The organism is Microcoleus sp. Pol12B5, assembly GCF_036701335.1.
Taxonomy (GTDB): domain Bacteria; phylum Cyanobacteriota; class Cyanobacteriia; order Cyanobacteriales; family Microcoleaceae; genus Microcoleus.
On sequence record NZ_JAUBQQ010000014.1, the window covers coordinates 24,626 to 38,150 of the forward strand.

Annotated in this window: 13 protein-coding genes; 3 read left to right on the forward strand and 10 right to left on the reverse strand. The window is 46.7% G+C overall.

Annotated features, from left to right (window positions below):
* The first annotated feature begins 48 nt into the window (after nucleotides 1–48).
* Entirely contained in the window at nucleotides 49–492 is a 444-nt protein-coding gene (locus tag QUA24_RS09820) for a hypothetical protein (protein ID WP_333229207.1), read from the forward strand.
* On the opposite strand, the gene QUA24_RS09825 is transcribed toward QUA24_RS09820, so the two are convergent.
* The 5 genes from QUA24_RS09825 to QUA24_RS09845 all read right to left on the reverse strand — a co-directional run bounded on the left by QUA24_RS09825 (nucleotide 489) and on the right by QUA24_RS09845 (nucleotide 6,401).
* The gene (locus tag QUA24_RS09825) at nucleotides 489–722 is read right to left on the reverse strand and encodes a hypothetical protein (protein WP_333229209.1); all 234 of its coding nucleotides are present in this window, start codon (nucleotides 720–722) and stop codon (nucleotides 489–491) included. The genes QUA24_RS09820 and QUA24_RS09825 overlap by 4 nt on opposite strands.
* A 719-nt stretch (nucleotides 723–1,441) precedes the next feature.
* Nucleotides 1,442–1,993, reverse strand: coding sequence for a shikimate kinase (locus tag QUA24_RS09830; protein ID WP_333229211.1), 552 nt, complete (start codon nucleotides 1,991–1,993; stop codon nucleotides 1,442–1,444).
* 22 nt (nucleotides 1,994–2,015) lie between these two features.
* Nucleotides 2,016–2,900, reverse strand: a complete 885-nt coding sequence (locus tag QUA24_RS09835; RefSeq protein ID WP_333229213.1) for a LapA family protein — start codon at nucleotides 2,898–2,900, stop codon at nucleotides 2,016–2,018.
* A gap of 101 nt (nucleotides 2,901–3,001) precedes the next feature.
* Nucleotides 3,002–3,625, reverse strand: a complete 624-nt coding sequence (locus QUA24_RS09840) for a flavin prenyltransferase UbiX (protein WP_333167368.1) — start codon at nucleotides 3,623–3,625, stop codon at nucleotides 3,002–3,004.
* Between the two features lie 409 nt (nucleotides 3,626–4,034).
* The gene (locus QUA24_RS09845; protein WP_333229215.1) at nucleotides 4,035–6,401 is read right to left on the reverse strand and encodes a ribonuclease R family protein; all 2,367 of its coding nucleotides are present in this window, start codon (nucleotides 6,399–6,401) and stop codon (nucleotides 4,035–4,037) included.
* Nucleotides 6,402–7,277: 876 nt separating this feature from the next.
* On the opposite strand from QUA24_RS09845, the gene QUA24_RS09850 reads away from it, so the two are divergent.
* Complete coding sequence (locus tag QUA24_RS09850; RefSeq protein ID WP_333229217.1) at nucleotides 7,278–8,294, forward strand: hypothetical protein; 1,017 nt, start codon at nucleotides 7,278–7,280, stop codon at nucleotides 8,292–8,294.
* 212 nt (nucleotides 8,295–8,506) lie between these two features.
* Here the strand turns inward: QUA24_RS09850 and clpP are convergent, their stop codons facing one another.
* Nucleotides 8,507–9,115: an ATP-dependent Clp endopeptidase proteolytic subunit ClpP gene (clpP, locus tag QUA24_RS09855; RefSeq protein WP_006635758.1), complete on the reverse strand. Its 609-nt coding sequence runs from the start codon at nucleotides 9,113–9,115 to the stop codon at nucleotides 8,507–8,509.
* Nucleotides 9,116–9,186: 71 nt separating this feature from the next.
* Here clpP and QUA24_RS09860 point away from each other — a divergent pair, with 71 nt between their 5' ends.
* Nucleotides 9,187–9,381, forward strand: a complete 195-nt coding sequence (locus tag QUA24_RS09860) for a hypothetical protein (protein ID WP_333229219.1) — start codon at nucleotides 9,187–9,189, stop codon at nucleotides 9,379–9,381.
* Between the two features lie 2 nt (nucleotides 9,382–9,383).
* Here QUA24_RS09860 and QUA24_RS09865 read toward each other — a convergent pair whose 3' ends face one another.
* The 4 genes from QUA24_RS09865 to QUA24_RS09880 all read right to left on the reverse strand — a co-directional run bounded on the left by QUA24_RS09865 (nucleotide 9,384) and on the right by QUA24_RS09880 (nucleotide 13,494).
* Nucleotides 9,384–9,608, reverse strand: a complete 225-nt coding sequence (locus QUA24_RS09865; protein WP_333229221.1) for a DUF433 domain-containing protein — start codon at nucleotides 9,606–9,608, stop codon at nucleotides 9,384–9,386.
* A complete protein-coding gene (locus QUA24_RS09870) occupies nucleotides 9,598–10,440 on the reverse strand; it encodes a hypothetical protein (protein ID WP_333229223.1) in 843 nt (280 codons plus the stop codon). The genes QUA24_RS09865 and QUA24_RS09870 overlap by 11 nt, the downstream gene beginning before the upstream one ends.
* Nucleotides 10,441–10,778: 338 nt before the next feature.
* Nucleotides 10,779–11,999 carry a heparan-alpha-glucosaminide N-acetyltransferase domain-containing protein gene (locus tag QUA24_RS09875; RefSeq protein ID WP_333229225.1) on the reverse strand — a complete coding sequence of 407 codons (1,221 nt, stop codon included), beginning with the start codon at nucleotides 11,997–11,999 and terminating at the stop codon, nucleotides 10,779–10,781.
* 82 nt (nucleotides 12,000–12,081) lie between these two features.
* Nucleotides 12,082–13,494, reverse strand: coding sequence for an adenylate/guanylate cyclase domain-containing protein (locus QUA24_RS09880; protein ID WP_333229227.1), 1,413 nt, complete (start codon nucleotides 13,492–13,494; stop codon nucleotides 12,082–12,084).
* Between the last annotated feature and the right edge of the window lie 31 nt (nucleotides 13,495–13,525).

Here is a 13,525-nt window from a genome sequence, read left to right on the forward strand (position 1 = left end):
ATCGGAAGCATCATCTTTTTTCCCTGGTTCTCCTAATTGTGCCATTGGATGAAAAAAAACTCTTGGGTTTCCCTAACTCTACTTTTTGTTACTTATTTCACTTTTGGCTGGAAATTATCGGAGTTTGATGTTCCCCCGCACCTGACTTGGTTTCTAGCCATAGCTTCAATTCTAGTGTTGGCCACCGCCTTGTCGTTCCCGCTGAGAGACATAAAAGCCTTAATTTTTCGGTGGTTTTCGAGTGATATTGGTGCTTTTCTTTCTATTATTGTAGGAGCTTTTGTGGCAGTGGTAGTTTTTGCCTGGATGCACCTTTTTGCTACTTGTTTACTCTTGATTTCAGCCGGAGCTTTGGCAAGACTCGATATTCAAATGTCTGGTTGGAAGAATTGGCGGGCTTTTGCGGTATTAGCTACCATTTCTTTAACAGGCGTGGGGCTGGGTGGAGCGATCGAGTTTTGGTTAAAAACAGGCAGGCTCGTATTCTCTTAATTGAGAACGGGAAATTCACCCAACCAAATTCTATAACTCGCAACTGATATGTAACCGACAACTATCAGATCGCCCATCAATAAATACAGCTTATTTTTTTTCAATCCCCCACCCGGATTAATTCCCCGTTCCGCGCCGTAATCATAGCAGTTTTCAACCCTGGTGAGGTACAGCATCTCAATTGCCGATTCCCCGTTGGGGGTTACTAATTCCCAATTACTAATTACCAATTACTAATTACCGACAAACCGGGAGTGGAACTGAAAACCCCTAGGGTTGTATTGAAGTGTAGCCGACTTGTGCTCAAAATGTTATTGCCAAGATCCCGGAAGTCCCGCAGTCAAAAACTTATGGCAATAAAAAAGCAGCTTTCGGGAGCTGCTAGTCAGAATGCATGAGGTATTGTTTTTAGAATAGGACAGGTTGAATTCGATCAGTGCTAGGTTACATTTTTTGATACGGGAGAGTTGATGAGTGAATGGACGATCGTAAAATCGTCACATAGCAGAGTATCATTGATGCTAAATTTCCCGACAATCAAATTAGCGTTTAACTGTCCTTGCGCCCTACAGCCCTTCAGCGGTGGGGCCATTTTATTTTTAGGGATAACTCAATAGCCGGCTTTAACGAATCAGATGAGTCTGCCATTAGTTTTTGTATAAAATCTCCGCCTCACCACATCCTCATACTGATAAAAGTTACGCATCACATCCAGTCAAACCCGGTAGATTGCAAAATATGGGGTGGTTAAACGGACACACTCAGACAAAAACCAGTATTTTCACCCAAGTCATACCATTTTAGATTTTAGATTTTAGATTTTAGATTTTGGGAATGAGTCATGAAGCTTGTGGTTTAGAGTTTGCGTAGGGTTGCATTATTTTTTTGAACTGGTATCAAAAGTCCTCACAAACCTGTTATTGTCTGAGAAACTCGGTTTCTGAATGTATCAATTGAGATCAGGCCCGGTTTCTGGTTTGATAACTTTTTGGATTTCCTCGATCGCCCTATTCGCCACTGTTTCAGGCCTTTCACCCACACCAGCATAGACTCGGACATCTGCTTGAGTGTAGAAACGCTCTCGCTCTTTAAAAAGGCTTTGCAGCTTAGATTTGATCTCGCCCTCCTGCAGTAGGGGTCGAGCGGTGTCCGAACGCAGTCGATCGTACAGTTGATCTACAGGCACATCCAGCCAAACCACTACACCATAGTGCAAGTAACCCCAATTTCTCGATCGCGTCACAATGCCGCCGCCCGTAGCCACGACCGAATTTTGATACGCAGACAACTCACCGAGGACTTTAGTTTCTAGTTCCCGAAAAGCCTCTTCCCCTTCTCGATCGAAAATCTCAGCAATTGACTGATTAGCAACTCGAACAATTAGTTCATCAGTATCAAAAAAACGGTATTTTAATTTTCTTGCCAAAATCCGCCCCACCGTTGTTTTTCCCGCACCCATCATCCCGACAAGATAGATATTTACTCCCCTCAACCCATCCACTGCCAAATCCTCCGATATTTTTCTATTTTTTCAGGTTAATCGAGCCGCCACTGGGGCTATCCTCGTCATCAAACTCATCACCCTCATCCAATCCCCAATCATCCTCTGCTTCTGCCAGAGGATTTATTGGTGCTTCCTCAGCGGGTTTAGGAATCTCGCCTCCCGGAGGAATCAGCACTCGATACTCCGCATCGTATACAGCCTCAGTTTGCCCCACCCCAGACTGGCTCGGATCTCGATAGCCGTAAGAATAGACTGAGCCAGCCCAAGACTTGCTTTTCGGTTCCTGCTGAGCTTCGTAAGCCCTTGGATTTGCCGCTGGAACATCATTTACCTGCGGTTGATCGGAAAAATCGCGATCGTCCCCCCAATCGTCATCGCCCCCTTGAGAGCCGGATTTTGAGCCATCTGAGACCCAATCGTCCTCATCGTCTGCCGCTGCATAAGTCCCCGGTTGAGCGTAATTCTTCGCCCCATCCGGGTTCGGAGTTTCTTGCAGGAAAGTCCGGGAACTGTAACCGGCCGGCGTACCGCCCTCAGTTCGGTAGGAAGCAGCAGCCTGAGTTTGGCTGTTTTCCCTATTCAGATCCGGGTCAATTTCCAGCTTTCTAGGAGGGGGAGGCGGCGTGTAAGGCGTTCTCATGTCCTCTGGGAAAGTATCGGGACGGCTGCGACTGTCGCGGCTGGTGCGGTCTCGCCTTGGAGATAGATAATTTGAAAAAGCGAGCAAACCAGAAATCAATAAAGACGTGATAGCTCCCACCGCCATACTCAGCAGAATCCAGATAGATAAAGGCAAAGCAGGCGATCGAACTCCCAAAAACACCAGCGATAAGGCCGGCTCCACATTTTGCAGGGCAAAAATAGTTAGCCCCACCACAATTACTAGCAAAAATACAGGTCGCATATTAAAAATATTGGTAATTGGTAATTGGTAATTGGTAATTGCTAATTAAAACTAACAAATCATCAATAACAAATAACAAACTGTCAACTGTCAACTGTCAACTAACTCCCTTCTTCTTCTTTCCAGCGTTTGAGAGGAACGCAATCAATCCCCAACTGGTCTAAAGCGCGAGCTACCACAAAGTCTACCAAATCTTCAATAGTTTGCGGATTGTGATACCAAGCAGGAATCGCTGGTACAATTCTAGCTCCAGCTTCCGCCAAGGTAGTCAAATTCCGCAGGTGAATCAAGCTAAAAGGCGTTTCCCGAGGCACGAGTACCAATTTTCGCCCTTCCTTGAGCTGAACGTCGGCCGCCCTTTCGAGCAAATCCGAACTCAAGCCAGCCGCCAACTTGCCTAGTGTACTCATGCTACAGGGAATAATCATCATCCCTTGGGTACGAAAGGAGCCACTAGCAATATTAGCACCGACATCTTGCCAGGGATGGCATCGGAGTTTACCCATTGTGGGTACTCCTGCTTGTTCCCGCCAGAATTCCTCTTGTAGCGTCGGTTCGGCGGGCATTCGGGTGTTCTGTTCGCTTTGCCAAACCATGTAAGTAGATTTCGATGCTACCAGTTCGATCGCGCGATCGGCCTCCAACAAATATTTTAAAGTTCGCACCGCATAAATCAGTCCCGATGCACCGGTAACTCCTACAATTAGGGGGTAGTTATTCGTCATTAGTTATTTGTTAGTTTACGGTTGACTGTTGTTAGTAATTAGTTGTTATATCAAATGGGTTAGCATCGAATTATTGATATATCTCTTCTCTACCTCTACGTAAATCAGCGTCAATCCCTTGTCATCTGAAGTTAATACCTTCTCTTTTTTTAACCGCAGATACAGGCAGATTAACACAGATTAACACAGATTAATTATATAAATTCCGGTTACACCGTCCGTGATTGTTGAGTTTTTACTGGATTTGACGCCCGACAATGCTATCGGATTTAATATGAGTCATTGATTTTTTTTTGATGAGTGGTGAGTATAGTTTGTCGCCCACTTCTAAATACTTAGTTCCCAGACAATGACAACTAAGTATTTAGAAAAGTTAACAGTCAACAGTCAACAGTCAACAGTCAACAAATTATTCATCATCATCAAAAGCTTGACTGCCGCCGCCAACTGCAACTAAATCAATTTGCTGGCGGTAGTAATCCACACTCTTGACTTGGACTTCCACCCGATCGCCCAAACGGTATTGATTGCGGTTTTTGCGACCCACCAGAGTTTGCTGGCGCGATCGATATTCGTACCAGTCATCCTTCAGCGAAGAAACGTGCACCAGTCCTTCAACTCGCAGAATATCGCTCTCCGGCGGCCGCACCTCTATTTCCACAAAGAAACCGTAAGACTGCACACCTGTAATCAAACCCTGGAAAGTTTGGCCGGTGCGTTCTTTCATCAATCCCGTTTTCTTCAATCCCTGCAAATCGCTTTCAGCATCCTCAGCAACCCTTTCGCGTTCCGTCAGGTGTACCACGGCCGATGCAAACTCTGTCTCAAATTCGTGGTGCAAATCTGGGGGGAGAACATTCCAAGTAATTTGACCGTGACAGGAAGAATGGTGCAAGTCAACTTTTTCCTTAGCCCGTGTTGTGCGGCTGCTGCGGCCTTGCTCGAACACCGCTTGCAACACCCGCAGTACCAGCAAATCGGCATAGCGCGAAAGCGGCGAAGTGCAGCGCGTGTAACCCTCTGACAGCCCCAAACCGAAGTGTGGCTTGGGAGTTGTGCTGTAAACAGCAGGCTTCATGGTGTCTTCAAGCAGGTAGGTGAGAACTCTTTCGGACTTCAGGCCCGCAAACTGCTGGGTAAATCGCTGAAAGTCCAAGGGCAAAACTTCTTCTTCGGTTTCGAGATACAGTTCGCCTCCGAGGTTGTTGGAGAGTTTGATGAACTCTTGAATGTCTGCCGGGTCGGGCATCGGCTGGACGCGGTAAATTGCTGGGACTCCCAAGGCTTGCAGGTGGGTGGCGACAGCTTGGTTGGCGAGTACGACCAACTCGGAGACAGCCGACTGGGGGGGGGGAGCGACTGCAAAAGCTCCTAATTCGCCTTCGTCGTCGAAGTGAGAGTTAGCATCGGGCAAATTTAGTTCAAAAGCTCCCCGTTTGAGCCTTGTCTGTCTGGCTGCCTGTGAGGCGGCACCGAGTTGATCGAGGAAAGGACGGAGGGCGGAGGATAAAGGGTGCTCTTCGGCATCGCCTGGTTCGAGAATTGCTTGAGCTTGCTCGTAGGTAAGGTGGTAGTCAATTTGAATGACGCTGGTTTGAATTTCGTATTCTAGGAGTTCTCCTGATTGGTCGAGGGTGAGCAGTATGCTGAAGGCCAGCCGTTCGCTGTCTGGCAGCAGGGAGCAGCGCTCGTTGAGGGTTTCTGGCAGTACGGCGATGATTTTTTCTCCCAGATGGGCGGCGGTGCCTCGCTTGCGGGCTTCGCGGTCGATCGGGGTTTCTGGCTGCACGTACTCGGCGGCGTCGCTGATGTGGATTCCTATTTGCCAGCGGCCGGGCTTCAGGGTTTCGATCGACAAAGCGCGTTCCACTGGCGGATCGGAGAGGAAGGATGTCGGGTCAAACTCCTTTTCGCCTCCTCCTTCGGAGAGATTTTCCTCCTGGGCTTGAGGAGCATTGTTTTCGCTGTTGGTTGTTGCCGGTTCGTTTTTGCTGAAGCTAACAGTCAGAATGTTACGCAAATCTAGGCGTTTTTTGATGTCGGTTTTTTTGACTTTGCTGGGCAAATTTTCCGCTGCTTTGATGACGGCGGCGGGGAACGATCGCGGTAAGTCGTGTTTGCAGCATACGATGTCGAGGTCGTCAGCGGCTTCGGCGTCGGAACCGAGTACCTGTACTACTTTGCCGACTGGCCGATGGGTGCCGAGGGGGTAGCGTTTGACTTCGACGTGTACTAGATGGTCGATCGCCTCTTGGAGATTTGTGCCGTTTGCGAGCAAGTCTAGTTCAAACAACAGGCGATCGTCCAGGGGGATTGCTCTGTAGCTGACGCGGCCAGTGGGGGTGGCGGTTTGCTTGACTCGCGCCAGTACCGAGGGGTTGGCGCGTTCGAGGATGAGCATGACTTCGCCTTCGGGCGATCGGCGGCGGCTACCTTCTTTGATGATTTTGACTAAGACTCGATCGCCATTCCAAGCTGTCGAGAGGTGACTTTCCCGCACATAAACGTCTTCTGAGCCTTCGGCGTCTTGAATTGCAAAGCAAAATCCTTTGCTCGAACAGCGCAGTTTTGCTTCTACTACGTCGTCTTCAGCTACTCGGCGATAGCGGCCTTTGTCTTTGACTAATATGCCAATTTTCTCTAGAGCTTCTAATGCGATTTGAAGTTTGAGTTGACTGGTGGCGTCGTTGCAGTCGAGTTTTTTCTCCAATGCTTTTGGAGCCACTAATTTGTCTTCTGTAAAATTTGCCAGCAGTGCAGCGATAGAAAATTCCATGTAGCGATCGATCCTCTTGTTTCCAGCAATTAGTCTAAATTTTGGCGAAATCAGCCGCACCCCCTCGGGCCCTCGCAGTGCCTGCTTCCCAACAAATGCGCGGGTTGATAGGTGGAGACGCGAGCACAGCCACCTTGTTTCATCGCGAGTTTTTTTTGAGATTCTCTCCCGACACCGGCTTCGTGCTAATTGTCTGCTGTCTGTATTGAACTGACTGCTGACGGTGCAGAAAACTGTCCCGCACGCTATTCCCCAATACAATTTTTTAGCGTTGGTTTGTTTGCTTTTAGGTCAGCAGCACCGAGCACTTCGCGAATTAGAAAGCCTCTGTCGGTTCTTAAAAGATGGCTCGATACTGAAAGCAACGGCTTGAGTCGAGGATGAGCCGATGGAGGGATGGAGAGGGAGAAAATGTGCATTTCTCGCTTCTGCCTTGTTTCCTTCTGCGTTGTTCCTTCTTCCTTTTGAAGTGCCTCTTGCCTCTTGCTTTAGCAAAGAACTTACCGGATCAAGGCAAAATTGCTAGTAGCTCGCCGCTGCGATGCCCCTGTTTTTTGCACGCGATCTGTCCTTGCGGACGGAGGTGCAACGAGCGGGCCGGGAGCAATCTGTGCTGTAGAAAGTGCAGGTACGCAAACCGGAGACTTTTACTACTTTTGCTTAGTTGCTGTGTCATCTCCTATAGGTAGAAATGACGCCCGATGCTTGTTAGCTTAAACCGCTGGATGTGGCATGGGGTTTAGTGGCGTTTAAGGTTGCGCGGATGACTCACCTTTAATTTATTGTATGTTGAATAGGTGCTTTCAGAAAATTGTTTTCTCAGGGCTGTACTACACTTAAGTCATAAGCCCCTTCTGGTTTCGGGGTCAAAAAATTATGTTTGCTGAATTTCGCGCCCTTTATCCCGCTGGACAGTTAATTTGTGAGTTGCTGACTGTTCATCACGGTAAGTTTGTTGTTCGCTGTCTGGTTCAGGTTGACGGCAAAACTCTGGCTACGGCTATGTCGGCTGCTGAGTCTGTTGAGGATGCTGAAGACCGCGCCCGGTTGCGAGCGATCGCTGTCCTTGGAGTTGCTGGGCCCGATCGTGCGATCGCAAGTGTTGATCCGGCTCCGGTTGCTCCGGTTGCTGTTGTTCCCCCTCCTCCTGCTGTTGCCCCGGTTGCTGCTGTTCCCCCTCCTCCTGCTGTTGCCCCGGTTGCTGCTGTTCCCCCTCCCCCTCCTGCGGCTTTTCCGGTTCCTGTTGGGCCGACAAGTGTTCCTCTTCCGGTTCTAGAAATGCCTGTTGCTGACAAATGGCCGGAAACACATCAAAGCAATTTTGTCAAGACTGAAGCTAAATTAAATGAAGAGCCGATCGCACCTGTACCGGAACCGCTGCCGCCAACGGTCGATCGCGTCGAGGCTACGGGGTTTGTACCAAAGCAGTTAGACTCGGACGCTTGGCTTTCTTCTAGCTACGGCGAACCACTTCAGGAACTGGAGGTGCCGACGGCTAGCCAAAGTGAACTGCTACAGGGTGCGGCCGAAGTCAGAGAATTGCAACCGATCGCAGTAGGAATTCCGAGCGATGCGATCGAGGATAATTCTGATACGATCGCCCAAATAGATGCCATCCTCAAACGCCTGCAATGGAAGAAAAAACAGGAAAGCGACTGTCTCGAACACAATTACGGCAAGTCGTCTCAGAGAGAGCTTTCTACTGAACAGTTGGTAGATTTCCTAGAATATCTGGAAATCTACAGCAGAACTACTGAGGAAATCAAGCGGTTGAACTGGACTCCCAACCAAGGAAAAGATTATCTCAAACAAGGTTATGGCAAAGAAGCGCGCCATTTCTTAAATCAAGTAGAATTGCTCGACTTCCTGCAATATCTCGAATCTTTGCCTTAGTAATTCTGTAGGTTTCTAGGTGTGATTTTAAAAAAAAATAGCTACATATAGCAGTTTTCAATTGTATGAAAAACAGTAAGGATTTAACTATGATGCCGTATCATGGGCCCCAGCATCTGTAATTCACTCCACTGAAAACTGCTATATGACTGTTAAAAATTAAAAATCAAAAATGAAGAATATTTCCTCATTTTTGATTTTTAACTTTTTATTTAGACCACAGCGGCGATCGGGCGGCTGGCGGAAGGACGGCGATCGATCACTTGATCGACTAATCCGTAGTCCTTTGCTTCTTCAGCCGACATGAAGAAATCCCGTTCGGTATCTTCTTCAATGCGGGAAAGCGGCTGACCGGTATGGTTGGCAAGATGTTCGTTCAGGCGACGTTTGTGGTACAAAATCTCTTTGGCCTGAATTTCAATATCGGTTGCTTGTCCTTGAGCTCCGCCTAGAGGTTGGTGGATCATAATCCGGGAGTGAGGCAAACTCATCCGCTTGCCTTTAGCGCCGGCACTCAACAGAAAAGCGCCCATGCTGGCTGCCAAACCGAGACAAATAGTGCAAATGTCGGGGCGGATGTGGTTCATCGTGTCAAAGATGCCCATACCTGCTGTTACCGAACCCCCTGGGGAGTTGATATAGAGGTAAATATCTTTCTCCGGGTCTTCGGCGTCTAAAAATAGCAATTGGGCAACGATCAGGTTAGCCAAGTCTGAGTCAACCTGTTGGCCCAAGAAGACGATACGATCGCGCAGGAGTCGCGAGTAAATGTCAAAGGCGCGTTCGCCGCGACCGGATTGTTCTATAACTGTTGGGATCATTGACGCCTGCCTGCCTATTACGTATCTTTTTTTAATTTTAGCGATTAGGGCTCAGTTATAGTTAGCGATCGGTGGCGTGCGATCGAGAAATCGGCAAAATCCTTTACTTGGAAGGGGTTGGGGCGGTCATTGGGGGAATTTGTGGCGGGGGTGCGATCGGAAATCCGATCCTGCAGGCGATCAATGTTGAGGAAGCGGACATCAATAAACGTTGTTATGTGGCGATCGTATCATTGGGAGAACTGAAATCGCTCGATCGCGGCTGACACTAGGAAAATAGTCGAGGAACTCCGCAGGGCGAATCACGAAGTTCGAGACAATCAAGCAGAATTTTCATCGGGACGCGAGTACCGATAAAGACAGGAGTTCCCCCTAAAATGTCGGGGTCGCTATGAACGATAGTAGCTGCGTATTGCAAAGAAAAGGTTGTGGCATCAAGACAATCTTCTTCACTCCAGGTATCACTTTGCTCGAACGATCTGTTAGTTTCCATCGCTAAATCCCCACTGGAATTCCATCGCATGAATCTTTTCTATCAAAGCTGAAACTTTAACGGGTGAATTATCAGGTACTAAATCGCGATCAACTATTTGTTGAGCCGTTGCCAGATTTTCGCTTCCCATAGCATCACTCGTATGAAAGACTAGACAATTCACTTGACTGAGACGAGCCGACAACAGTTGCAAAAGAGCCATCAATACACGATTACCACCGTAAGCTCCACATCCCCAGAAGCCTGTATGAATAATCAAATTGGGTGTTTGAGCCGACTCTAACTGTGGTGACTCAATTCGTGCTGCTGAAAATGCAGTAAAGGCTGTTTTAAGGATGTATTCAATTTGTGCAATACTATAAGAACCCTCGCCATAGGAAGGAGCTTCAATCGCAATGATGTTTGTGATTGTAGGCGGGTTTAAAGGTTTTGTCGCTTGTCCGATCGCATCTGATGTAGCTCGTCCAAAGTTGTTGCCGTAAAGACCAAAAGGTCGCCCTTGTTCTGGATTGCGATCGGTAGAAATTGCACACCTCCGTTCCACCCCACGAATCAGAATCGGTGTAGGTTGTTCGCTCTCAACTGTCAATGGCTTAATGTTAGAGTTTAGTAAAGCTTCTCGCAGTGAACTGAGTGATGGATGTTCGGCTACCTGCATTTCATCTTGGGCAAATAGCGAACCACCATAAGCACAAAAAATATCGTGATGAGCGAAATTGAGATACCACTCCATCTGAGTGCTATCTTGGGATGGCTCGTACTCAAAATATCCCTTTCGCTCAGAAAGATCGGTCTGATGTTCGAGAGGAGAAAAATATTCGGGAAGTGGCATTGTATACCATCGAGAAAACACTAATTGACCCCGATGAGTGCATCCAGGTGGACAACAAATGTCATAAACGAGCTTCTTATTAGGGTGGTAAAATTTTGGTTGGTGAGACTTCATCAGAGCTTGCGTATCAAATGTCTGCCTACATATCAAGCTATCTAAGAAGTCGTTCATTGGTCTCTCCCTTCCAACATTGAAACACTTTGTTCAAACGTTAACAGCCAAAGGCTTTGGATGTCAAGACCGACTAGCTCTTAGATACCAGACTTCTTGAAGAAGTCTGGTATCTGGGGTATCGGGTTATTTTATTTTTTTAGGCAGGCTTACTTATTGCTGACTACTCAAATTTTAATCGCCCAACCACGGCGGTACATTCCATACAAAATTAACCACCAAAATAATACCGCTGTCACGGCAAATGCTAGAGAACCATTCAGCGGTCCCGCCCACGGCACAAACCAGTTTTCATAAATCCAAGTGTAAGTTGTTGGAGCATTTTCACCAGTACCGATATGAGTTTTTAACAGAATTCTGGCAACTATACCGGAAGCAACAAACAGGAAAATTGCATTCACTCCCATGATTTCAAACGGCCTCCCCCATTTCCAACCTCGCACTTCAATTGTTTCGTAGCAAACTGCTAGCAATAGCAAGGCCCAACCAGCAGTAAAAACTACATAAGAACTTGTCCAAAGTTGTTTGTTGATCGGAAAGAAAAATCCCCACAAGTGGCCGATTACCACGCAACTGAGGCCGCCGATTGCTAAGTTGATACTGGTGCGGGTTTTGATTTGCTGTACTCGCAGCCATTCTCCGGTAAAGTAGCCTGTGAGGACTGTGACTACTGCGGGTAAGGTACTCAACAATCCTTCGGGGTCGAAGGGGCCGCCTTTGTAAAGGTGTTGGCTACCGAGAATTAGCCGATCGACATATCCTCCTAAATTTCCTTCTGGCGTGAGTTCGCCGGCAGTGTACCCCCCTACAGCAAATACGGTTAATGCGCCCCAATAGCCCAAAAGCACGGCAACAGCGAGCAGTTTTTGATTGCGGGAAGAGAGGTTGAGAATCGCGATCGCACTGATGAAATAAGCTAAGCCGATGCGCTGCAATACTCCCATGATGCGGACTTTACCGAAGTTTTCGACCGGGGCGCTGTTGAGAAGTACGTCAAGGGTGATCGAAGATGTATTTAGCAGCAATCCTAATATAAATAGAATCCCGGCGCGGCGCGCAATTCGCCAGTAAATATTTGAAGAAGGAAGAAGGAAGGAGGAAGAAGGAAGATGGCTTTTGCCGGATTCAGATTTTTCCTTTTTTTGTGTAATTTTTGAGGTTTCTATTCCGGTTTTTGGATAATTTTGAAAATATTTAGGCAGCGAGAAAGACACCGCGCAGCCAACGATGAACAAGAAAAACGGAAATACTAAGTCTGTCGGGGTGCAGCCGTGCCATTCTGCGTGCTCTAGCGGTGGATACACTTGTTCCCAACTACCGGGGTTGTTGACTAGAATCATCGAGGCGATCGCAATTCCGCGAAAAACATCAAGGGATTTGAAGCGCATGGGGAAGAAGGCAGAAGGAAGAAGGAAAAGGGAAGAAACACAAACTACTAATTACAATTACCAATTACCCATTACCCATTAACTAAATTTCAATACCTTCCAGAGTCATAATGACTGCATTCTTCATCAACATATCGCAGCGTTCTGCATAAAAAGATGCTGCCTTATCATACTTGTTGATTTGCAAAACACGCAGAAACATTTGCCTTGCTTGCGCGAATTGCTGCTGGTAGTGAAAAAAAATTCCCTGTTCAAAATAAGTTTGAGTTTGTGCTTTTAGTTCGATCATTGTCGGCGAGTCGCCATCGTAAATTTCAAATACAGCAACAGGTGTTTGTTTTCCTTTGACTTGAACGCGATCGAGAAACCGGCACTTGTAATGTTGAGGATCGTCTATTCGGCAAAGGGTTTGGACACTAGCTACAATAGCAACTCCATAAAGCTTTGTCAATCCTTCCACGCGGGAAGCTAAATTAACGGCATCAGAAATCACCGTACTTTCCATTCGTTCCGCTTCGCCAATCGTACCTAACATTAAAGTCCCCGTATGCAAACCAATCCCTATCGAAATAGGTTGATAGCCACTGTTTTGCCTGTGTCTGTTATAAATTTTCACTTGCTGCTGCATCTCAATTGCTGCTTGCACAGCATCTTCAGCCCTGTTAGGAAACAAAGCCATAATCCCGTCACCAATGTATTTATCTATAAAACCGTTGTACTGGCGGATAACCGGGCCAACTCGGCTTAAGTAAGAGTTAAGAAATTCAAAATTTTCTCGAGGAGACATACTTTCTGAAAGACTTGTAAATGAGCGAATGTCGGCAAACATAATCGTCATTTCTGCTTGTACAGCGTCTCCTAGTCTGGCATCAACGATGCTTTCTCTTTTGAGAAATTTCAAAAATTCACGGGGAACAAAACGGGCAGATGCAGCGGCTATTTTTTCGAGTTCACTTTTGCTAGATTCGATTTGATTGAGTGATCTAAATGCTCTCAGGGCGGTGACTACTGTGGTAAATAATTTTTTATTAGTAAGTTCTGTTTTGGTTTTGTAATCATTGATATCGTAGCTGACAATTACTACATCTTCTGGTATTTGCCCGGGCTGTCCAGTCCGTAAAATAATCCGCACTACTTGATTATTTAAAATATCGCGGATGTATTTAACTACTTCCAAGCCTGCTTCTTCTGTTTCCATAACTACATCGAGTAAAATCAATGCAATGTCGTAATTATTTTGAATGATTTCTTTAGCTTCTTTCCCTGAGTAAGCGCTGATAAATGTTATGCTTTTCCCTTCAAATTTAAAATCGTTTAACGCGAGTTTAGTAATATTGTGAATTTCTATTTCATCATCTACGATTAATATTTTCCAACTTTCTTCTAGCGGTTGTTGTTCCGCCTCGTCTTCCTCAGCAAATATTAATTCATCGTCCCCCGCCGCGATTAATTCGTCATCGCCCCCAGCCAACAGGTTTTTACTAGCTTCTGACATATATCGTTCTCCTATATAAAACTTATATTCA

Bases quoted from the DNA above. Each gene is read 5' to 3' on its own strand.
- QUA24_RS09820 (WP_333229207.1), top strand. From the start codon at position 49: ATGAAAAAAAACTCTTGGGTTTCCCTAACTCTACTTTTTGTTACTTAT.
- QUA24_RS09835 (WP_333229213.1), bottom strand. From the start codon at position 2,900: ATGCGACCTGTATTTTTGCTAGTAATTGTGGTGGGGCTAACTATTTTT.
- QUA24_RS09840 (WP_333167368.1), bottom strand. From the start codon at position 3,625: ATGACGAATAACTACCCCCTAATTGTAGGAGTTACCGGTGCATCGGGA.
- QUA24_RS09845 (WP_333229215.1), bottom strand. From the start codon at position 6,401: ATGGAATTTTCTATCGCTGCACTGCTGGCAAATTTTACAGAAGACAAA.
- QUA24_RS09850 (WP_333229217.1), top strand. From the start codon at position 7,278: ATGTTTGCTGAATTTCGCGCCCTTTATCCCGCTGGACAGTTAATTTGT.
- clpP (WP_006635758.1), bottom strand. From the start codon at position 9,115: ATGATCCCAACAGTTATAGAACAATCCGGTCGCGGCGAACGCGCCTTT.
- QUA24_RS09865 (WP_333229221.1), bottom strand. From the start codon at position 9,608: ATGGAAACTAACAGATCGTTCGAGCAAAGTGATACCTGGAGTGAAGAA.
- QUA24_RS09870 (WP_333229223.1), bottom strand. From the start codon at position 10,440: ATGCCACTTCCCGAATATTTTTCTCCTCTCGAACATCAGACCGATCTT.
- QUA24_RS09875 (WP_333229225.1), bottom strand. From the start codon at position 11,999: ATGCGCTTCAAATCCCTTGATGTTTTTCGCGGAATTGCGATCGCCTCG.
- QUA24_RS09880 (WP_333229227.1), bottom strand. From the start codon at position 13,494: ATGTCAGAAGCTAGTAAAAACCTGTTGGCTGGGGGCGATGACGAATTA.